This window comes from Variovorax sucrosi (assembly GCF_051216635.1).
GTDB lineage: Bacteria > Pseudomonadota > Gammaproteobacteria > Burkholderiales > Burkholderiaceae_C > Variovorax.
Genome location: NZ_JBPJZU010000007.1, coordinates 201,340 through 221,462, shown reverse-complemented (window position 1 = coordinate 221,462; position 20,123 = coordinate 201,340). Strand labels below are relative to the sequence as shown.

The 20,123-nt window shown below is 66.2% G+C and carries 17 protein-coding genes and 1 other RNA gene; 12 read left to right on the top strand and 6 right to left on the bottom strand.

The window, feature by feature from the left end; all coding sequences use genetic code 11:
• Positions 1–132: 132 nt before the first annotated feature.
• From ACSFBE_RS15505 to gyrA, 6 genes are read right to left on the bottom strand one after another with little or no spacing between them, the layout of a single operon-like run.
• Entirely contained in the window at positions 133–2,130 is a 1,998-nt protein-coding gene (locus tag ACSFBE_RS15505) for a bifunctional 3-phosphoshikimate 1-carboxyvinyltransferase/cytidylate kinase (RefSeq protein WP_435491289.1), read from the bottom strand.
• Between the two features lie 11 nt (positions 2,131–2,141).
• The gene (locus tag ACSFBE_RS15500; RefSeq protein ID WP_435491288.1) at positions 2,142–3,008 is read right to left on the bottom strand and encodes a prephenate dehydrogenase; all 867 of its coding nucleotides are present in this window, start codon (positions 3,006–3,008) and stop codon (positions 2,142–2,144) included.
• 9 nt (positions 3,009–3,017) lie between these two features.
• Positions 3,018–4,136 carry a prephenate dehydratase gene (gene pheA, locus ACSFBE_RS15495; protein WP_435491287.1) on the bottom strand — a complete coding sequence of 373 codons (1,119 nt, stop codon included), beginning with the start codon at positions 4,134–4,136 and terminating at the stop codon, positions 3,018–3,020.
• 26 nt (positions 4,137–4,162) lie between these two features.
• Positions 4,163–5,230, bottom strand: a complete 1,068-nt coding sequence (gene serC / locus ACSFBE_RS15490) for a 3-phosphoserine/phosphohydroxythreonine transaminase (protein WP_435491442.1) — start codon at positions 5,228–5,230, stop codon at positions 4,163–4,165.
• A gap of 50 nt (positions 5,231–5,280) precedes the next feature.
• A complete protein-coding gene (locus ACSFBE_RS15485; RefSeq protein ID WP_435491286.1) occupies positions 5,281–5,871 on the bottom strand; it encodes a DUF2059 domain-containing protein in 591 nt (196 codons plus the stop codon).
• Positions 5,868–8,513: a DNA gyrase subunit A gene (gene gyrA, locus ACSFBE_RS15480; protein WP_435491285.1), complete on the bottom strand. Its 2,646-nt coding sequence runs from the start codon at positions 8,511–8,513 to the stop codon at positions 5,868–5,870. Before gyrA ends, ACSFBE_RS15485 begins: the two co-directional genes overlap by 4 nt.
• 223 nt (positions 8,514–8,736) lie before the next feature.
• Here gyrA and ompA point away from each other — a divergent pair, with 223 nt between their 5' ends.
• The 12 genes from ompA to glnA all read left to right on the top strand — a co-directional run bounded on the left by ompA (position 8,737) and on the right by glnA (position 20,017).
• Entirely contained in the window at positions 8,737–9,393 is a 657-nt protein-coding gene (gene ompA, locus ACSFBE_RS15475; RefSeq protein WP_435491284.1) for an outer membrane protein OmpA, read from the top strand.
• A gap of 70 nt (positions 9,394–9,463) precedes the next feature.
• Positions 9,464–10,174 carry a bifunctional 2-polyprenyl-6-hydroxyphenol methylase/3-demethylubiquinol 3-O-methyltransferase UbiG gene (gene ubiG, locus ACSFBE_RS15470; RefSeq protein ID WP_435491283.1) on the top strand — a complete coding sequence of 237 codons (711 nt, stop codon included), beginning with the start codon at positions 9,464–9,466 and terminating at the stop codon, positions 10,172–10,174.
• Positions 10,174–10,842 carry a phosphoglycolate phosphatase gene (gene gph, locus ACSFBE_RS15465; protein WP_435491282.1) on the top strand — a complete coding sequence of 223 codons (669 nt, stop codon included), beginning with the start codon at positions 10,174–10,176 and terminating at the stop codon, positions 10,840–10,842. The genes ubiG and gph overlap by 1 nt, the downstream gene beginning before the upstream one ends.
• A 12-nt stretch (positions 10,843–10,854) precedes the next feature.
• Positions 10,855–11,241, top strand: a transfer-messenger RNA (tmRNA) gene (ssrA, locus tag ACSFBE_RS15460).
• Between the two features lie 224 nt (positions 11,242–11,465).
• Positions 11,466–13,085 (top strand): gamma-glutamyltransferase, encoded by a 1,620-nt coding sequence (gene ggt, locus ACSFBE_RS15455; protein WP_435491441.1) that lies wholly within the window; start codon positions 11,466–11,468, stop codon positions 13,083–13,085.
• Between the two features lie 46 nt (positions 13,086–13,131).
• Positions 13,132–13,863, top strand: coding sequence for a pseudouridine synthase (locus ACSFBE_RS15450; protein WP_435491281.1), 732 nt, complete (start codon positions 13,132–13,134; stop codon positions 13,861–13,863).
• Positions 13,864–13,964: 101 nt separating this feature from the next.
• Entirely contained in the window at positions 13,965–14,957 is a 993-nt protein-coding gene (locus tag ACSFBE_RS15445; protein ID WP_435491280.1) for a YVTN family beta-propeller repeat protein, read from the top strand.
• On the top strand, positions 14,944–15,750 hold the full coding sequence (locus ACSFBE_RS15440; RefSeq protein WP_435491279.1) for a polysaccharide deacetylase family protein: 807 nt from the start codon (positions 14,944–14,946) through the stop codon (positions 15,748–15,750). The genes ACSFBE_RS15445 and ACSFBE_RS15440 overlap by 14 nt, the downstream gene beginning before the upstream one ends.
• 29 nt (positions 15,751–15,779) lie before the next feature.
• Positions 15,780–16,751: a sterol desaturase family protein gene (locus ACSFBE_RS15435; protein WP_435491278.1), complete on the top strand. Its 972-nt coding sequence runs from the start codon at positions 15,780–15,782 to the stop codon at positions 16,749–16,751.
• A 58-nt stretch (positions 16,752–16,809) separates the two neighbouring features.
• On the top strand, positions 16,810–17,652 hold the full coding sequence (locus tag ACSFBE_RS15430) for an EI24 domain-containing protein (protein ID WP_435491277.1): 843 nt from the start codon (positions 16,810–16,812) through the stop codon (positions 17,650–17,652).
• Entirely contained in the window at positions 17,649–18,449 is an 801-nt protein-coding gene (locus tag ACSFBE_RS15425) for a competence/damage-inducible protein A (RefSeq protein ID WP_435491276.1), read from the top strand. Before ACSFBE_RS15430 ends, ACSFBE_RS15425 begins: the two co-directional genes overlap by 4 nt.
• A 152-nt stretch (positions 18,450–18,601) precedes the next feature.
• Positions 18,602–20,017, top strand: a complete 1,416-nt coding sequence (gene glnA, locus ACSFBE_RS15420) for a type I glutamate--ammonia ligase (RefSeq protein ID WP_435454771.1) — start codon at positions 18,602–18,604, stop codon at positions 20,015–20,017.
• The last annotated feature ends 106 nt before the right edge of the window (positions 20,018–20,123 follow it).

Genomic DNA, 20,123 nt, shown 5'->3' with positions numbered 1-20,123 from the left:
TCGCAGTTGCACCATTGCAACTGGCTGTGGGTCTGGAGACGGCGGTTGTGGGCTTGGGGCCCGGTTGAGTTACTAAAACCGGCAAGTCGATGCGCTGTCGCGCGGCGGGGACCTGCCGGACTGAAACACCGATCAAGAGGACTTGAAAGGCTGTGCTTCCTGCCACCAGTTCAACACCTGCTCGACCGATTGCGCGATCGAGCGTTGGGAGTTGTCCAGGCGGCGGGCGTCTTGCGCTGGTTTCAGAGGGGCGACGCTGCGGGAAGAGTCCCGGGCATCGCGAGCTTCCAGGTCGGCGCGAAGACTGTCGAGTGTAGTCGAAATTCCCTTTGAAATCAACTGCTTATACCGGCGCTCGGCGCGTTGGGCGGCACTGGCCGTCAGGAACACCTTGAGCGCCGCGTCCGGGAAGATCACCGTGCCCATGTCGCGGCCGTCGGCGACCAGGCCCGGCAGGCGCCGGAAGCGCTTCTGCAGCGACAGCAGGGCGACGCGCACGGCCGGCAGGGCCGAGACGCGCGAGGCGTCCATGCCGGCGGCTTCGGTGCGGATCGCGTCGCTCACGTCCTCGCCGTTCAGCAGCACCTTGCCCTTGACGAACTGCAGCGGCAGGGTCTCGGCCAGTGCGGCGATCTCGGCCTCGTGGGCGGCCTCGGGTTCGAGCCCCTTGCGGCGGGTGGCGAGGCCGGTCACGCGGTAGAGCGAGCCGGAATCCAGGTAGTGATAACCCAGTTCGTGGGCCACTTCGACCGCGAGGGTGCCCTTGCCGGACGCGGTCGGGCCGTCGATGCAGATGACCGGCACCTCGGGGGCGTCGATGACGGTGAACAGCGTCTCGAAGTAGTCCGGAAAGGTCTTGGCAACGCAGTGCGGATCAAGGATGCGCACCGGCAGGCCGGCCGGGTTGAAAGCGGCCAGCGAGAAGCACATCGCCACGCGATGGTCGTCGTAGGTCTTGATGCGGGCGGCGCGCCAGTCGGCGGCGGCGAGCGGATGCACGCGGATGAAGTCGGGGCCGTCTTCCACCGTGGCGCCGAGCTTGCGCAGCTCGGCGGCCATGGCGTCGATGCGGTCGGTTTCCTTCACGCGCCAGCTGGCGATGTTGCGCAGCGTGCTGGGCCCGTCGGCATACAGCGCCATGATGGCCAGGGTCATCGCTGCGTCGGGGATGTGGTTCGCGTCCAGGTCGATGGCCTTCAGCGGCCATGCGCTGCGCGTGACTTGCAGCCAGTTCGGGCCGCTGTCGACCCGGGCGCCCATCTGACGGGCGGCCTCGACGAAACGGATGTCGCCCTGGATCGAATCAGCACCGACGCCCTCGATGCGCAGCCCGTCGCCGGCAGCGGCCAGCGCCCCCAGTGCGATGAAGTAGCTGGCGGAGGAGGCGTCGGCTTCCACATGGATGTCGCCCGGCGAACGGTAGCGGCTGCCGGCGGGAAGGGTGAAGCGCTGCCAGCCCTCGCGTCGCACGGCGATGCCGAAGCGCGCCAGCAGGTTGAGCGTGATCTCGATGTACGGCTTGGAGATCAGTTCGCCGACCACGTCGATCGTGATGTCGCGGCTCGCCACCAAGGGCAAGGCCAGCAACAGGGCGGTCAGGAACTGGCTCGACACGTCGCCGCGCACCCGGATCGGCACGTCGAGCGACAGCTGCGACGGCGCGACCGGATGGATGCGCAGCGGCGGGTAGCCGGGGTTGCCGAGGTAGTCGATCTGACAGCCCAGCTGCGTGAGCGCGTCGACCAGGTCGCCGATCGGGCGTTCGTGCATGCGCGGCACGCCGCTGAGTTCGAATTCGCCACCCAGCAGCGCCAGGGCCGCCGTGAGCGGGCGCATCGCCGTGCCGGCATTGCCGAGAAAAAGCGACGCCTGTGGCGTGCGCAGGGTGCCGTTCAGCCCGTCGATGCGTACCGCGTTGCCGGCCTGCTCGACCCTGCAACCGAGGGTGCGCAGTGCGTCGAGCATGACGCGGGTGTCGTCGGAATCCAGCAGGTCGTGCACGGTCGTCGTGCCCTCGGCCAGCGCCGCGAGCAGCAGCACGCGGTTGGAGATGCTCTTGGAGCCGGGCAGGCGCACGGTGCCGTGGGCCGACACGAAGGGGGGGAGGTCGAGGAAGGCGGTGGAGAACATGGAGGAAGGTATCAGCCGCCGGGAGGGCGCCATTGCGCGCGGGTCCGGCGGGCCGCATCAATGGCTTCTTCCAGCGCCTGCGCATCGCCGGTGGCGAGCAGTGCTTCGAAGTGCATCAGCATCTGGCGGAAGGCCTGTGACTGCAGCAGCACCTGCTCGCGGTTGGCCAGCAGGATGTCGCGCCAGACGGCCGGATCGCTGGCGGCGATGCGGCTGAAATCGCGGAAGCCCGGCCCGCCGCGATCAAGCATGCGTGCGCCGTCCGGCTGCTCGGCGATGCCGTTGATGAAGGCGAAGGCCAGCATGTGGGGCAGGTGGCTCACGGCGGCGAATGCGGCGTCATGTTCCTGCGGCGTCATGCTGAGCACCTGGGCGCCGAGGGCCGACCAGAGTTGCGTTGCGCGCTGCACGTTCGAGCGCAGCGTGGTCTTGGTCGGCGTGAGGATCACCTGGCGGCCGTCGAATAGCGACGCTTCGGCATGCTCGACGCCGGCCACTTCCTTGCCGGCGATCGGATGGGCCGGTACGAAGCTGGCGAACTGGGTCTGCAGACCGCGGCGCGCGGCTTCGATCACGTCGCCCTTGGTCGAGCCGACGTCCATCACCAACGTGTCCGGGGACACGCCATGGCGGATCGCCTTGAAGGTCGCTTCCGACGCGGCGACCGGCACTGCGACCAGCACCAGGTCGGCGCCCGAGACGGCCAGCAGCGCCGAGGGTGCCGCCACGTCGATCACGCCCAGCTGGCGCGCGCGCTCGGTGGTGGACGGCGATTTGCTGTAGCCCACGACACGCTTGACCAGCTTGGCGCGCTTGCACGCCAGCGCGAACGAGCCGCCCATGAGGCCGCAGCCGATCAGACCGAGTTGCTCGAACATCGCCGAGCCTCAGGACGTGACCGGGTAGGCGCCCAGCACCTTGTAGAAGGCGCACAGGCCGCGCAGTTCCTCCAGCGCGGCCGCCACGTTGGGCTGCGACGGATGGCCGTCGAGGTCGATGTAGAAGTAGTACTCCCACTGGCCGGTGCGGGCCGGGCGGGATTCGAAGCGCGTCATCGACACCTTGTTGGCCTTCAGCGGCATCAGCAGGTCGTGCACCGCGCCCGGCCGGTTGGGCACCGAGACGACGAGGCTGGTGCAGTCGCGGCCCGAGGCCGGCGGCATCGCCAGCGTCTGCGGCAGGCAGATGATCGCGAAGCGGGTGCGGTTGTACGAATCGTCCTGAACGGCGTGCGCCACGATGTGCAGGCCGAAGCGGGTGGCGGCGCGCTCGCCCGCCAGCGCGGCCCAGGCAGGGTTCTCGGCGGCGAGTCGGGCCCCTTCGGCATTGCTCGAGACGGCGCGGCGTTCGGCGTGGGGCAGGTGCTTGGACAGCCAGGTCTGGCACTGGGCCAGCGCCTGCGGGTGGGCCAGCACGGCCTCGATGCCGCCCAGCGCGTTCTCCTTGCGCAGCAGGTGGTGGCGCACCAGCAGGCTGACTTCGCCCACCACATGCGTCGGCGAATGCAGGAACAGGTCGAGCGAGCGGGTGACGACGCCTTCGGTCGAGTTCTCCACACCGACCACGCCGTACTGCGCGCTGCCGGCCGCCGTGGCATGGAACACCTCGTCGAAGCTGGCGCAATAGATCAGGTCGGCGGCGCCGCCGAAGTATTCGATCGCTGCCGCTTCGCAGAAGGTGCCTTCGGGGCCGAGCACTGCCACGCGTTGCGGCGATTCCAGTGCCAGGCAGGCCGACATGATCTCGCGCCAGATCGCCGCCACATGCAGGCTCTTCAACGGGCCCGGGTTGCTGTTCTGCATCTTCTCGATGACCTGGGCCACGCGGTCCGGCCGGAAGAAGGGCGTGCCTTCGCGCTTCTTGACCTCGCCCACCTGCTCGGCGACATGCGCGCGCTGGTTCAGGAGGTCGAGCAGGTGTGTGTCAAGCGCGTCGATCTGCACGCGCAGATCGGCGAGGCTGGCGGAACTGTCGGGCGCAGCGGGCGAGGAGGGGGTCTGGGACATCGTGCGAGAAAAAAGACGGGCAGGCCTCAGGCCTGCGACCGCTCGAATTCTCGCATGTAGGCCACGAGCGCCTGCACCCCTTCGAGCGGCATGGCGTTGTAGATGCTGGCGCGCATGCCGCCGACGGATTTGTGGCCCTTCAGCTGCAGCAGACCGGCGTCGCGGGCGCCGGCCAGGAAGGCTTCGTTGCGGCTTTCGTCGCGCAGGAAGAACGGAATGTTCATCCGCGAACGGCAATCGGGGCTGATCCGGTTCTCGTACAGGGCCGAGCCGTCGATGAAGCCGTAGAGCAGCTTCGCCTTGGCGATGTTGCGTTGTTCCATGGCGGCCACGCCCGTCAGCTCGCCCTCGCGCTGCTGCAGCAGCCAGTCGAAGGTCAGGCCGGCGACGTAGATGCCCCAGGTCGGCGGCGTGTTGTACATCGACTGGTTGTCGGCGACCGTCTTGTAGTTGAAGGCACTGGGGCAGATCTCGAGCGCGCGTCCCAACAGGTCGTCGCGCACCACGACGATCGTGAGCCCGGCCGGGCCCAGGTTCTTCTGCGCGCCGCCGAAAGCCAGGCCGACGCGACGCCAGTCCACCGAGCGCGAGGCGACGTGGGAAGAGAAGTCGATCACCAGGGGCGCATCGCTGCCGAGCGCCGCCAGATCGGGCAGTGCCTGAAACTCGATGCCGTTGATGGTCTCGTTGGTGCATACGTGCACATACGAGGCCCCCGCGGTGAGCTGCCAAGTCGCCGGGTCGGGCATGGCCGTGTGCCGGTCCTCGGCGTTGCTGGCGACGATGCGCGCATCGCAGTAGCGCAGCGCTTCCTTGTGCGACTTGATGCTCCAGCTGCCGGTGACGACGAAGTCGGCCACGCCGCTGCGCGACAGGTTCATCGGCACGATGGCGTTCTCGCCCAGCCCCCCTCCCTGCATGAACAGGATGTGGAAGTTGGCAGGGATGGCGAGCAGCGTGCGCAGGTCGGCTTCGGCCTTCGTGGCGATGGCGCCAAATTCCTTGCCGCGGTGGCTCATTTCCATCACGCCCATGCCGCTGCCGTGCCAGTCGAGCATCTCGGCGGCTGCGCGCCGAAGCACGGCCTCGGGCATGGCGGCCGGACCGGCGGAGAAGTTGTACGGGCGGCCGCCCGCCGCCGACGTCACTTCTTGGCGGGCGCTTTGGCCGCGGGCTTGGCCGCCGGCTGCTGTGCTGCCGGTTGGCCGTTGGTCGGGGCGCCCAGTGCCTTGGCGACGTTGACGTTCAGAGCCTGCAGCTTGGGGTCGATCGTGGGGCGCACATCAGCCACCAGCTTCTGCGTCAGCGCGGAGCCGAGCTGCGGGTTCAGGTCCGAGAACTTCTTGTTCAAGGGCGAGCTGAGCCAGGCGACGAGCTGCTTGAGTTCTTCTTCGTTGAAGTTCTGCTCGAGCAGCGGTCCGACCGTGGTCGGCGCAAGTTGGAGCGCCTTGTCGCGCACGATCGGGAAGGCTTCCTGGACGTACTTCTGGACTTCGGCTTCCGCGGCCTTGCCGAGCGACTCGCGCTTTTCGGCCGGCACCTGCGTCTGCAGGTACTCGCCGCCGGCTTGGAGGATCGGTGCGACCGAGTCGTTCACCAGCATGCGCGCCATGCCTTCGACGGCGGGGCGCTGGACATCGAGCAATTGCTTCACGAGCGCAGCCTTGTCTTGGGCCATGGCGATCGAACTGGTGGCCAGTGCGACCGTCAGGACCGCAAGCTTGAAATTTTTCACTGAGGATTCTCCGTTGAAGATGTGGAAGTGTCGTCGCTGCCCGGGTCGGTTTCGACGTTGGCATCGTTTTCGACGATGCGCTGCAGCCCGCTGAGCTTGGCGCCTTCGTCGAGGCCGATGAGCGTCACGCCCTGGGTGGCACGGCCGAGTTCGCGGATTTCGGCGACACGGGTGCGCACGAGCACGCCCTTGTCGGTGATCAGCATGATCTCGTCGTCGGCATGGACCAGCGTCGCCGCGACGACCTTGCCGTTGCGCTCACTCTGTTGAATGGCGATCATGCCTTTGGTTCCCCGACCGTGCCGGGTGTACTCGGTAATGCTTGTGCGCTTTCCGTAACCATTCTCGGTGGCGGTCAGCACGCTCTGCTGTTCGTCTTCGGCCACCAGCATCGCGATCACGCCCTGGCCGGGGTCGAGCGACATGCCGCGAACCCCACGCGCATTGCGGCCGAGCGGGCGCACGTCCTCTTCGTCGAAGCGCACCGCCTTGCCGCCGTCGCTGAACAGCATCACGTCATGCTTGCCGTCGGTCAGCGCGGCGCCGATCAGGTAGTCGCCGTCGTCTAGGTTGACGGCAATGATGCCGCCCTTGCGCGGGTTGTTGAATTCGTCGAGTGCCGTCTTCTTGACCGTACCCATCGAGGTGGCCATGAAGATGTACTGGTCGGCCGGAAAGGTGCGCTTGTCGCCGGTCAGCGCCAGCACCACGTTGATCTTCTCGCCTTCCTGCAGCGGGAACATGTTGACGATCGGGCGCCCACGCGAACCGCGCGACCCGGCAGGCACTTCCCACACCTTCAGCCAGTAGAGCCGGCCGCGGTTCGAGAAGCACAGGATGTAGTCGTGCGTGTTTGCGATGAAGAGCTGGTCGATCCAGTCGTCTTCCTTGGTGGCGGTGGCCTGCTTGCCGCGGCCGCCACGCTTCTGGGCGCGGTATTCGCCCAGCGGCTGGCTCTTGATGTAGCCGCTGTGCGAGAGCGTGACGACCATGTCGGTCGGCGTGATCAGGTCTTCGGTCGACAGGTCGTAGGCGCTGTGCTCCACCTGGCTGCGGCGCGCGCCGAGCTTGGTCTGGCCGAATTCCAGCTGGATGGCGGTGAGTTCGTCGCCGATGATGGTCGACACGCGTTCCGGTCGGGCCAGGATGTCGAGCAGATCGTCGATCTCGGCCATCACTTCCTTGTACTCGGCGACGATCTTGTCCTGCTCGAGGCCGGTCAGGCGCTGCAGGCGCATCTGCAGGATTTCCTGGGCCTGCGTCTCCGACAGGCGATAGAGCCCGTCGCCGCCCATGCCGAATTCCTTCTCCAGGCCATCGGGCCGGTAGTCGTCGGCATTCACCACGCCACCGTCGACGCGGGTGCGGGTGAGCATCTCGCGCACCAGCTTGCTGTCCCAGGGCTTGCTCATCAGCTCGGCCTTGGCCACCGGCGGGGTCGGCGCATTGCGGATGATGGCGATGAAGTCGTCGATGTTGGCCAGCGCCACGGCCAGGCCCTCGAGCACATGACCGCGTTCGCGCGCCTTGCGCAGCGTGAACACGGTGCGGCGGGTGACGACCTCGCGCCGGTGCTGCAGGAAGACCTGGATCAGATCCTTCAGGTTGCACAGCTTCGGTTGGCCATCGATCAGCGCCACCATGTTGATGCCGAAGGTGTCCTGCAGCTGGGTCTGCTTGTACAGGTTGTTGAGCACCACCTCCGGCACTTCGCCGCGCTTGAGCTCGATCACCAGGCGCATGCCCGACTTGTCGGACTCGTCCTGGATGTGGCTGATGCCTTCGATCTTCTTCTCGTGCACCAACTCGGCCATGCGCTCCTGCAGCGTCTTCTTGTTGACCTGGTAGGGCAGCTCGTCGACGATGATCGCCTGGCGCTGGCCGCGGTCGATGTCCTCGAAGTGGCACTTGGCGCGCATCACCACCTTGCCGCGGCCGGTGCGATAGCCGTCCTTGATGCCGTTGATGCCGTAGATGATGCCGGCGGTGGGGAAGTCGGGCGCCGGGATGATCTCCATCAACTCGTCGATGCTGGCGTCCGGCGTCCGCAGCAGATGCAGGCAGGCGCCTACCACCTCGTTCAGGTTGTGCGGCGGGATATTCGTGGCCATGCCGACGGCGATACCGCCGGAGCCATTGACCAGCAAATTGGGCAATTTGCTGGGCAGCACGGCCGGTTCTTTTTCCGAGCCGTCGTAATTGTCTTGAAAGTCGACCGTTTCCTTGTCGATATCGCCCAGCATTTCGTGCGCGATTTTCGACAGCCGAATTTCGGTATAGCGCATCGCTGCCGCCATATCGCCGTCGACCGAGCCGAAATTGCCCTGGCCGTCCACCAGCATGTGGCGCATCGAGAAGTTCTGCGCCAGCCGCACGATCGTGTCGTACACCGACTGGTCGCCATGCGGGTGGTACTTGCCGATGACGTCGCCGACGATACGTGCCGACTTCTTGTAGGGGCGGTTCCAGTCGTTGTTCAGCTCGTGCATCGCGAAGAGCACGCGGCGATGCACCGGCTTCAGGCCGTCACGGGCGTCGGGGAGGGCGCGTCCCACGATCACGCTCATGGCGTAGTCGAGATAGCTGCGACGCATTTCCTCTTCGAGGCTGATGGGAAGGGTTTCTTTGGCGAACGAGGTCATGGGCAGCAGGCAGACAGCAAGGAGCGAAATTTTACGCCGCTTGCGGTGTCGCTCCGCCGCAACACTAGCGCCCTATTCCGCCACCGTCCTACGCTTCGTGCACCGCTCCCGGGCGGTTTGCCAAAGACCCTATGGCACAATCGCCTCAACGTTTTGGGTGGTGGTCACTTAAAGCGTCCTTGATTCGCAGCGCGGCTGCGGCTTTTTCCCCAAGAGGAGAACCATGAAGAAACTGAATAAAGTGGCGATGATGTTTGCAGTCGCTGCGCTCGCCACTGCCGCCGGCGCGCAGACCCGTGTCACCGCAGCAAATGGCGGTCCCGTCATTGACAACTGGCAAAACGGCACCGGCGAACTCGTCTGGAAGAACGGCACGAACGAACTGTGCTGGCGCGATGCCAACTGGACGCCCGCCACGGCTGCCAAGGGTTGCGATGGCGCCCTGGTTCCCGCGCCCGCCACGCCGGTCGCGTCGCCGAGCACCCCGGTTGCTCCGGTCGCTCCGCCGGCACCGCCCGCTGCGTCGAAGGTCACCTTCGCTGCTGACGCCTTCTTCGACTTCGACAAGTCGGTTCTGAAGCCGGAAGGTCGCGCCAAGCTCGACGACCTGGTGTCGAAGATCCGTGACGTCAACCTCGAAGTCATCATCGCCGTCGGTCACACCGACTCGGTCGGTTCGGACGCCTACAACCAGCGCCTGTCGGTTCGCCGTGCAGAAGCCGTCAAGGCTTACCTGGTGACCAAGGGCATCGAACGCAACCGCGTTTACACCGAAGGCAAGGGCGAGAAGCAACCTGTGGCGGACAACAAGACCGCCGAAGGCCGCGCCAAGAACCGTCGCGTGGAAATCGAAGTGGTCGGTACCCGCGCCAACCGTTGATTCGAAAGAATCTTCGACAAGAACCCCGCCTCGGCGGGGTTTTTTTATGGGCTCTTCGATAATGGTCTCTATGACAGAACACGTGAATGCCGACCCGGCGGAGCTCGCCAAGTTCTCCGAACTCGCCCATCGCTGGTGGGATCTCGACAGTGAGTTCCGCCCTCTGCACGAGATCAATCCGTTGCGCCTCGAATGGATCGACGGCATCGCGCCGTTGTCGGGGCGGCGTGCGCTCGACGTCGGCTGTGGCGGCGGCATCCTGGCGGATGCCATGGCCCGCAAGGGGGCGGACGTCCTGGGCATCGATCTGGCGGACAAGGCGCTCAAGGTGGCGCAGTTGCACGCCCTCGAAGCGTCGACACCCAACGTCAAGTACCGGAAGGTCAGTGTCGAGGCGCTGGCGGCGGAACAGCCGGCAAGTTTCGACGTCGTGACCTGCATGGAGATGCTGGAACACGTGCCTCAACCCGCGTCCGTCGTCAAGGCTTGCGCCGCTTTGGCCAAGCCCGGCGCTTGGGTTTTCTTCTCGACCATCCATCGGAACGCCAAGGCCTTCCTGCTGGCGATCGTCGGTGCCGAATATGTGATGGGCATGCTGCCGCGCGGGACGCACGAGTACCAGAAGCTGATCCGACCGAGTGAGCTGGCCGCGTACTGCCGTGACGCCGACCTGGACCTGCGGCACACGCGGGGGCTCGAACACAATCCGCTGACCCGGCGCTACTGGCTCAGCGCGGACACCAGCGTCAACTACATGTTCGCCACGAGGAAGCCGCTCTGATGGCCGCTTCTTCGGTGGCAGCGGTGCTGTTCGACCTCGATGGCACGCTGGTGGACAGCGCGCCCGAGCTGGGGGCCGCGGCCGACAAGATGCGGCTGGACCGCGGCCTGCCTTCGCTGCCGCTCGCGAGCTATCGTCCCATGGCGGGTGCCGGCGCCCGGGGCATGCTGGGCATCGCGTTCGGCATCACGCCCGAGGCACCGGAATTCGCCACGATGCGCGAAGAGTTCTTCCGGAACTACGAGGCGCGCATGCTGCTCAATACGCATGTGTTCGACGGCGTGCCGGCCCTCATCGAGCGGCTGCAAGCTCAGGGCCTGGCATGGGGCATCGTCACCAACAAGGCAAAGCGCTTCACCGAGCCGCTGGTGCGTTCGATCGCTGCCTTTGCCGGTGCCGGCGCGGTGGTCAGCGGCGACACGACGCCGTTTTCCAAGCCGCATCCGGAGCCGCTGCTCGAGGCCGCACGGCGGCTCGACGTAGACCCGGCGCACTGCATCTATGTGGGCGACGACGAGCGCGACATCGTGGCCGGGCGGGCTGCGGGCATGCGCACCGTTGCCGCGAGCTACGGCTATATGGGGGCGCAGGCCGACGCAGCGCTCTGGCAGGCCGATGGCGCCATCGAATCGCCGACCGACCTCTTGCAATGGCTCGAACAGGCCTAAAATACGAGACTTGGGGCTGCACTGGTTTCGACGTGGGTTCGGAATCGCAGCGGTGCATGTCGAGCTGAATGCGCTCGTAAAACAGATTCAAACAAACTAACTGCAAACGACGAACGTTTCGCACTCGCTGCTTAATTGCCAGTGAGCCTTGCAACAGTTGGCCGATGGGCTGGGCAAGGGGGTGAAGGAGCAATCTGACACCTCCCGGCTGCAAGGATAATTACATGGGCTGGTTTCGATCCGGGTGCCTTGGGTCGGGACGAGAAAATAGGGCACTGGCGTCCGGTTTAGCGTGCGACTGCGCGACTCCGGAAGCGAGATCCAAATCAGACCGCTAAACATGTAGATCTGTGCGAAGAAGGCTTGCGGACGGGGGTTCAAATCCCCCCAGCTCCACCATACCTCCCTGAAAAGCCGGCCCGTGAGGGCCGGCTTTTTCATGCGCGCGGCGTCGCTATAGTCGTCCCTCCACACAACAGGCCCCGCGGCCGGGAGACAACGACATGAATCGATCGTTTTCAGTATGGCCCCTGCGCATCGCGCTCGGGTGTGCGGCCGCCTGGGGCGTCGCCGCGGTGCCTGCGCATGCGGCGTCGCAAGTGCCGGTCGCGGCGCAGCACGGCATGGTGGTCAGCGCCCAGCATCTGGCGACGAAAGTCGGCGTCGATGTGCTCCAGCGCGGTGGCAACGCCGTCGATGCCGCTGTCGCGGTCGGCTATGCGCTGGCGGTGGTCTATCCGGCCGCCGGCAACCTGGGCGGCGGTGGGTTCATGACGCTGCAACTGGCGGATGGCCGCAAGACCTTTCTCGACTTCCGCGAGAAGGCGCCGCTGGGGGCCACGGCCAATATGTACCTCGACAAGGACGGCAACGTCGTCAAGGGCCTGAGCACGCATGGCCATCTCGCCGTCGGGGTGCCAGGCACGGTGTCGGGGCTGGAATACGCCCGCCAGAAATACGGCACGATGAAGCGCGCGGCGCTCATCGCCCCGTCCATCGCGCTGGCCGAGAAAGGCTTCGCGCTGGAGCAGGGCGACGTCGACATGCTCCGGACGGCCACCAACGATTTCCAAAAGGACCCGGTGTCGGGGGCCATCTTCCTGAACCGGGGCGAGCCCTTCGCGGTCGGTCAGAAGCTGGTGCAGAAAGACCTGGCCAAGACGCTGCGCGCCATCAGCCAGAACGGCGCCGACGGCTTCTACAAGGGCTGGGTGGGCCAGTCGCTGGTCGCCTCCAGCCAGGCCGGCAAGGGCCTCATCACGCAGGCCGACCTCGATGGGTACAGCACGCGCGAGCTGGCGCCGGTCGAATGCGACTACCGCGGCTACCGCGTGATCTCCGCGCCGCCGCCGAGCTCCGGTGGCGTGATCATCTGCGAGATGCTGAACATTCTCGAGGGCTATCCCCTGAAGGACCTGGGCTTCCGTTCGGCGCAGGCGGTGCATTACCAGATCGAGGCCATGCGCCACGCTTATGTCGATCGCAACAGCTACCTGGGCGACCCCGACTTCGTGAAGAATCCGCTCGACCGCCTGCTCGACAAGGGCTACGCCGAGAAGATCCGCGTTGCGATCGATCCGGCCAAGGCCGGCGTGTCGAAGGACATCAAGCCGGGCGTCGCGCCGCACGAGGGCAGCAACACCACGCACTACTCGATTACCGACCAATGGGGCAACGCCGCCTCGGTCACCTACACATTGAACGACTGGTTCGGCGCGAAGGTCACGGCGGCCAAGACGGGCGTCCTGCTCAACAACGAGATGGACGACTTCACTGCGAAGATCGGCGTGCCCAACCTCTACGGCCTGGTGCAGGGCGAAGCCAACGCGATCGCCCCGGGCAAGCGACCGCTCAGCTCGATGAGCCCGACCATCGTCAGCAAGGACGGCAAGCCGGTCTTCGTGGTCGGCACGCCGGGCGGCAGCCGCATCATCACGGCGGTGCTGCACACGATCCTGAACGTGGTCGACTACGGGATGAACGTGCAGGAAGCCGTCGACGCGCCGCGCTTCCACCAGCAGTGGTTGCCCGACGTGACCAACGTCGAGACTTTCGCGATCAGCCCCGACACCCGCAAGCTGCTGACCGACATGGGCCACAACCTGGGCGTGCCGCAGCCGGCCAACCATCTGGCCGCCATCATGGTCGGAGCGCCGTCCCTGGGCGGCAAGCCGGTCGGCAACAATCGCTTCTACGGCGCCAACGATCCGCGACGCAATACCGGGCTCGCGCTCGGCCACTGAATCTCCGCTTCCCCGGCGGCCGCGAGGCCGGCTACCAGTTCCATCGATGCAACTCCAGGACATTCTCTACACCCAGGGCTTCGGCACGCGCCGCGTCTGCGCCGGGCTCTTGCAACAGGGCTTCGTGACGATCGAGGGGGTGGTCGTGACCGACCCTGCCGCCGACGTGGCGGTCGTCGATGGCCTGCGCTTCACCGTGCAAGGCACCGCCTGGGAATACCATGACAAGGCCTATGTGCTGCTGCACAAGCCGGCCGGTACCGAGTGCTCCCAGAAGCCCTCGACCTGGCCCAGCATCTACACGCTGCTGCCGTCGCCGCTGCGCCTGCGGCCCAACAAGGGGGCGGTGCAGGGCGTGCAGGCCATCGGCCGGCTGGACCAGGACACTACCGGTCTGCTGCTGCTGACCGACGACGGGCAGTTCATTCACCGCATGGGCTCGCCCAAGCACCACGTGCCCAAGGTCTACGAGGTGACGGTCAAGCATCCGCTGGACGACGCGCAGGTTCAGAAGCTGCTGGCCGGGGTGGTGCTGGACGACGATCCGAAACCCGTGCGCGCGGCCGCCTGCGAGGCCGCCGGCCCGCTGCAGCTGCGGCTCACGCTGACCGAGGGTAAGTACCACCAGGTCAAGCGCATGGTGGCGGCGGTGGGCAACCGGGTCGAGGCGCTGCACCGCTCACAGATCGGGGCGCTGGTGCTGCCGCCGGAACTGGGGGCCGGTCAGTGGCGCTGGCTTGGCGCGGCAGAGGTCGAGGCACTGCGCAGCGCTCGCTGACTGTGGTTTCGCAAGCAAATTCGCATGCGCCGAATGCGGTCGGTCAGCCGCTGCTAAGGCTTGTACGTTATGGTTCGACCTGCTGTCCCGGAAGCCTTCCCTTGCGATTTCTTGCCCCCGCCCACGGCCGCCTCGCGGCCTTTTTCTTGGCCTGCGCACTGCACGCGGCGCCCTCCCTGGCCGCCGAACCGCCGCCGCTTTTCGTCCTGAACTCGCTCGACGCCACGGTGAGCGTGGTCGACCCGGCCACGTGGACGGAAAAGAGCCGTATCCCGACCGGCAAGGAGCCGCACCACCTCTATATGACGCCGGACGAGCGTTCGGTGATCGTCGCGAATTCCGCCGGCGATTCGCTGACCTTCCTGAACCCCCGCACCGGGGAGGTCCAGCGCGTGGTCTACGGCATCATCGACCCGTACCAGCTGCAGTTCTCGCGCGACATGAAGTGGTTCGTGACCGCGGCCAACCGGCTGAACCACGTCGACATCTACCGCTGGGACGGCAAGGACCTGACGCTGGCCAAGCGCATCCCCACCGGCAAGACGCCCAGCCACATCTGGATCGACGCCACCAGCACCCTGGCCTACGTGACCATGCAGGACAGCGACGAGCTCATCGCCGTCGACCTGCATACGCAGACCATCCGTTGGCGCACCGCCACCGGCCCGATGCCGGCCGACATCTTCGGCGTGCACGGTGACCGCACCCTGCTGGTCGGCCTGACCGGCAGCGACGGCGTGCAGGTCTTCGACGTGGCCGGCCCGCAGCCGAAGGTTGTCGGCAAGATCCTCACCGGCAAGGGCGCGCATGCGTTCCGTTCGGCGGGTGATGGCCAGACCGTGTTCGTCAGCAACCGCGTCGCCAACACCATCAGCCGCATCGACCTCAAGACGCTGCAGGTGGTCGAAAGCTACCCGGTGCCGGGCGGTCCGGACTGCATGGACCTGTCGGCCGACGGCAAGACCCTCTACGTCACCTCGCGTTGGGCCAAGAAGCTCAGCGTGGTCGATCTGGCCAGCCGCAAGGTGGTGCGCCAGGTGAACGTCGGCCGCTCGCCGCATGGCGTGTGGACCTTGGACCATGCCAAGCGCTGACCGGCCGGTGCGCCGCCGCCTCGTCGCCGGGCTGCTCGCTTTCTGCGTCGCGGGCAGTGCGATGGCGCAGGCGAAGTGCGACAAGCCCCTGTACCTGACCTTCGACACCGGCCACATGGGCGTCGCGCCGCTGATCGCCGAGGTGCTCAAGCGCCAGGACGTGCGCGTGACCTTCTTCGGCGCGGCCGAACGCACGTTGACCGACGGCGACAGCCTGGACAACCACTGGGCACCGTGGTGGAAGGCGAGGGCGGCCGAGGGCCACGAATTCGCCTCGCACACCTACGACCATGCCTACTGGCGCGGCGATGTGAAGGGCATCGAGCCGCAATTCCGCATCCGTCCGTCGGCCGGTGGTCTGGCCGGCCGCGAGTTCACCTGGAGCGCGGCCAAATACTGCGAGAACATCGAGAAGGCCAGCGAGCGCATCGGCCACATCACCGGCAAGAAGCCGCTGCCGCTGTTCCGCGCGCCGGGCGGCAAGACCTCGCCCAAGCTGCTGGCCGCCGCCAAGGCCTGCGGCTTCGAGCATGTGGGCTGGGCGCCTGCGGGCTTCCTCGGCGACGAACTGCCGAGTGAGCGCTTCCCCAACGACAAGCTGCTTCAGCAGGCGCTCGACAAGATCCAGCCCGGCGACATTCTGCTGGCCCATTTGGGCATCTGGTCGCGCAAGGACCCGTGGGCGCCGGCCGTGCTCGAGCCGTTGATCCTCGGCCTGAAGGCCAAGGGCTACTGCTTCGAGACGCTGCGGGCGCATCCGGCCTACCGCGCCTGGATTGCGGCGCATCCCTGATGCATCTCTGAGTATCGGACGGCGAAGCAATGGAGTGGTTGACGGACCTTTTTGCGAGTTGCCAGCAGTGGCTGTTCGAGGCGGCCGTGCAGCCGCTGGTCTACGCGATCGGCCTGGGTGGCTGGGTCGAGGATGCGTTCGACGCTACCGGCTGGGTGCTGGTCGGCCTGATCCAGGTCGGGGTGCTGCTGGCGGTGATCGGCCCGCTGCAGCGTTGGCGCCCGGTGGAGCCGGTGGTCGACCGACGCGCCATCCGCACCGACATCCTCTACACGGTGATCCATCGGCTCGGGTTGTTCCGGTTGGCGATGTTCTTCCTGCTGCAACCTTTCTTCGACGAGGGCCTGGGCCTGCTGCGCGGCGCCGGATGGGGCACGCTGCACCTCGACGAGTTGTGGCCCGGCGTGACCGACGTGCCCTGGGTGGCCTTCGCGATCTACCTCGTGGTCCTCGATCTGGTCGAGTACCTGATCCACCGTGGACAGCATCGCTTCGATTGGTGGTGGGGCCTGCATTCGCTGCATCACTCGCAACGCCAGATGACGATGTGGAGCGACAACCGCAACCACCTGCTCGACGACGTCATTCACGACACGATCATCGTCGTCGTCGCGCAGCTCATCGGCGTCGCGCCCGGGCAGTTCATCGCCATCGTCGCGTTCACGCAGCTCAGCGAGAGCCTGCAGCATGCGAACCTGCGCCTCGGCTTCGGCGCCCTTGGCGAGCGGCTGTGGGTCAGCCCGCGCTTCCATCGCGTTCATCATGCGATCGGCATCGGGCATGAGTCCGCCGGACCGTCGACGCTGGGTGGGCACAACTTCGGCGTGCTGCTGCCGTGGTGGGACATGCTTTTTCGCACCGTCAATTTCGAACCACGCTACGACCCCACCGGCATCCGCGACCAGGTCGAGCCCGACGCGCAGGGCCGGGTGCGAGAGTACGGCCGGGGCTTCTGGTCGCAGCAGTGGCGCGGGCTGCGGCGGATGGTCGGGCGCGGCTGAGGCGTTCGGCTGCCCGCATCGCGGCGTGTTCACGGCGCGGCGTTATCCTCGGCACCCCATGCGACTTCTTCTCGATTCCTTCTGGCGCGCCGTCGCCTACTGCATGCGCCCCCGGGTGATCGTGCTGTCGCTGGTGCCACTGCTCGTGATCGTCGTCCTGGCGGCAGGCTTCGGCTACTTTTACTGGGCGCCGAGCGTGGCCTGGATGCGCCAGGCGCTCGATGCCTGGCCGCTGCTGTCGTCCTTCTGGGCCTGGATCGGCGGCTTGTTCTCCAGCGATGTGCCGGGCCTGCTGGCGCCGCTGGTGGTGGTGTTCGCGGCAACGCCGGTCATCGTGCTGGTGTCGCTGGTCGTGGTGGCTGGGCTGATGTCGCCTGCGCTCACCCGACTGGTGGCCGAGCGGCGCTTTCCTGCGCTGGTGCAGAAGAAGGGTGCCTCCTTCGCCGGCAGCGTCTTGCGATCGCTCGCGCTCACGCTGCTGGCGCTGATCGCCATCGTGGTTTCGATGCCGTTGTGGCTCGTTCCGCCGCTGGTGCTGGTGCTGCCGCCGCTGATCTGGGGCTGGCTCACCTACCGCGTGATGAGCTTCGATGCGCTGGCCGAGCATGCCGACGCGGAGGAGCGCGCGGCCGTTCTGCAGCAGCATCGGCTGCCGTTGCTGGCCATCGGCGTGTTGTGCGGTTACCTGGGCGCCGCACCGAGCATCGTCTGGGCCTCGGGCCTGCTGTTCGCGGCCGCCTTTTTCGTGCTGGTGCCGCTGGCCATCTGGATCTACACGCTGGTCTTCGCGTTCTCGGCGCTGTGGTTCGCGCACTATTGCCTCGATGCCCTCGCGCAGTTGCGCCTGCAGCGCGCGGAGGCGCCGGCGCCCCTCGTCATTCCCCCTTCGGAGTCCCCATGACCCGTGCATTCGGCCTGATCGTCGTCGGCGACGAAATCCTGTCCGGCAAGCGCCTGGACAAGCACATGCCCAAAGTCATCGAGCTGTTGGCGGCGCGCGGCCTGCAACTGGGCTGGGCCGAGTACGTGGGCGACGTGCCGACGCGCATCACGGCGGCGCTCACGCGGGCCTTCGCATCGGGCGACATCGTGTTCTCCACCGGCGGCATCGGCGCCACGCCCGACGATCACACGCGGCAGTGCGCGGCCAAGGCGCTGCGACGACCGCTGGCCCTGCATCCGGAGGCGGAGGTCCTGATCCGCGAGCGCATGCAGGACACGGCGCGCGAGCAGGGCGTGGTGTACGAGCCCGATCGGCCGGACAACATTCACCGTCTGAACATGGGCGTCTTTCCCGAAGGCGCCACGATCATCCGCAATCCGTACAACAAGATTCCCGGCTTCAGCATCGACCATGTGCACTTCGTGCCCGGCTTTCCGGTGATGGCGTGGCCGATGATCGAGTCGGTGCTCGACACCCGCTACACCGCGCTCTTCGCCAGCGGCCAGACCGCCGAGAAGTCGGTGATCGTCTTTGGTGCCATGGAAGCCACCCTCACGCCGCTGATGGAAGCCATCGAAGCAGCCCATCCGGGGGTGAAGGTGTTCAGCCTGCCGAGCGTCGACCACCCGGAGTACGGGCGCCATATCGAGCTGGGCGTCAAAGGCGAGGCCGCCGGACTGGACCTGGCCTACGCGCAGCTCCTCGAGGGCCTGCACGGTTTCAATGCGCGTCTTGGCCCCGAGCTGGTGCGTTAAAGTGGCGTGCACCACGATGGTGTTTTGGTCCGGCTTTGGCACGGTGCAAAGCGCCTTCCCGGGGCTTCAGCACGCACCAGCAATGGCACAGAACCTGCATTCTCGTTGCCTGCATACGTATTTCTAACCACCCTTCCAACCAGGAGAAACTGATGGCAAAGACCGTCGCCGATGTACTGAAGCTCGTCAAGGAAAACGAGGTCAAGTTCGTCGACTTCCGCTTCACCGACACCCGTGGCAAGGAGCAGCACGTGACCGTGCCGGTGTCTGCCTTCGACGAAGGCAAGTTCACCGATGGCCATGCTTTCGACGGCTCGTCGATCGCCGGTTGGAAGGGCATCGAAGCGTCGGACATGCAGCTCATGCCCGACCCGAACACCGCCAACATCGACCCATTCTTCGAAGAGACGACGCTGATCCTGACCTGCGACGTGATCGATCCGGCCGACGGCAAGGCTTACGAGCGCGACCCGCGTTCGCTGGCCAAGCGCGCCGAGGCCTACATGAAGGCTTCCGGCCTGGGCGACACCGCCTACTTCGGACCGGAGCCGGAATTCTTCGTGTTCGACAGCGTCCGCTGGAAGAACGACATGTCGGGCTGCTTCGTCAAGATCGACTCCGAAGAAGCCTCGTGGAATACCGACAAGGAATACGAGCACGGCAACACGGGCCACCGCCCCGCCGTCAAGGGCGGCTACTTCCCGGTGCCCCCGGTCGACAGCTTCCAGGACATGCGCTCGGAGATGTGCCTGGTGCTCGAAGCCCTGGGCATTCCGGTCGAAGTGCATCACCACGAAGTGGCCAACGCCGGCCAGATGGAACTGGGCACCAAGTTCAGCACGCTGATCCAGCGCGCCGACTGGGTCCAGCTGCAGAAGTACGTGATCCACAACGTGGCCCACGCCTACGGCAAGACGGCCACCTTCATGCCCAAGCCGATCGTCGGCGACAACGGTTCCGGCATGCACGTGCACCAGTCGGTCTGGAAAGACGGCAAGAACCTGTTCGCTGGTGACGGCTACGCCGGTCTGTCGGAATTCGCGCTGCACTACATCGGCGGCATCATCAAGCACGCCCGTGCCCTGAACGCCATCACGAACCCCGGCACCAACAGCTACAAGCGCCTGGTGCCCGGCTTCGAAGCCCCGGTGAAGCTGGCCTACTCGGCCAAGAACCGCTCGGCCTCGATCCGCATCCCGTTCGTGGCGAACCCGAAGGGCCGTCGCGTCGAAGCGCGCTTCCCCGATCCGCTGATGAACCCGTACCTCGGTTTCGCCGCGCTGCTGATGGCCGGCCTCGACGGCGTCGAGAACAAGATCGATCCGGGCGAAGCTGCCACGAAGGACCTGTACCACCTCCCGCCGGAAGAAGACGCGCTGATCCCTACCGTCTGCCACAGCCTCGACCAGGCGCTGGAGCATCTGGACAAGGACCGTGCCTTCCTGACCAAGGGTGGCGTGTTCACCGACTCGTATATCGATGCGTACATCGAGCTGAAGATGCAGGAAGTCACGCGCATGCGCATGGCTGCGCACCCGGTCGAATTCGACATGTACTACTCGCTGTGATCGCCGGGCCTTCGGGCCCAGGCACGCGCAGAAAGGACGGCTTCGGCCGTCCTTTTTCATTGGAGGGGAACGCGGCACCGGAGCGGCGATCGAATTGCACGAAAAT

Coding starts and splice junctions, on each gene's coding strand:
- ubiG (WP_435491283.1), top strand. CDS start 9,464: ATGACAGAACACGTGAATGCCGACCCGGCGGAGCTCGCCAAGTTCTCC.
- ACSFBE_RS15425 (WP_435491276.1), top strand. CDS start 17,649: ATGACCCGTGCATTCGGCCTGATCGTCGTCGGCGACGAAATCCTGTCC.
- ACSFBE_RS15435 (WP_435491278.1), top strand. CDS start 15,780: ATGGAGTGGTTGACGGACCTTTTTGCGAGTTGCCAGCAGTGGCTGTTC.
- ACSFBE_RS15440 (WP_435491279.1), top strand. CDS start 14,944: ATGCCAAGCGCTGACCGGCCGGTGCGCCGCCGCCTCGTCGCCGGGCTG.
- ACSFBE_RS15430 (WP_435491277.1), top strand. CDS start 16,810: ATGCGACTTCTTCTCGATTCCTTCTGGCGCGCCGTCGCCTACTGCATG.
- gyrA (WP_435491285.1), bottom strand. CDS start 8,513: ATGACCTCGTTCGCCAAAGAAACCCTTCCCATCAGCCTCGAAGAGGAA.
- ggt (WP_435491441.1), top strand. CDS start 11,466: ATGGTGGTCAGCGCCCAGCATCTGGCGACGAAAGTCGGCGTCGATGTG.
- ompA (WP_435491284.1), top strand. CDS start 8,737: ATGAAGAAACTGAATAAAGTGGCGATGATGTTTGCAGTCGCTGCGCTC.
- glnA (WP_435454771.1), top strand. CDS start 18,602: ATGGCAAAGACCGTCGCCGATGTACTGAAGCTCGTCAAGGAAAACGAG.
- ACSFBE_RS15505 (WP_435491289.1), bottom strand. CDS start 2,130: ATGTTCTCCACCGCCTTCCTCGACCTCCCCCCCTTCGTGTCGGCCCAC.
- ACSFBE_RS15500 (WP_435491288.1), bottom strand. CDS start 3,008: ATGTTCGAGCAACTCGGTCTGATCGGCTGCGGCCTCATGGGCGGCTCG.
- serC (WP_435491442.1), bottom strand. CDS start 5,230: ATGCCCGAGGCCGTGCTTCGGCGCGCAGCCGCCGAGATGCTCGACTGG.
- ACSFBE_RS15450 (WP_435491281.1), top strand. CDS start 13,132: ATGCAACTCCAGGACATTCTCTACACCCAGGGCTTCGGCACGCGCCGC.
- pheA (WP_435491287.1), bottom strand. CDS start 4,136: ATGTCCCAGACCCCCTCCTCGCCCGCTGCGCCCGACAGTTCCGCCAGC.
- gph (WP_435491282.1), top strand. CDS start 10,174: ATGGCCGCTTCTTCGGTGGCAGCGGTGCTGTTCGACCTCGATGGCACG.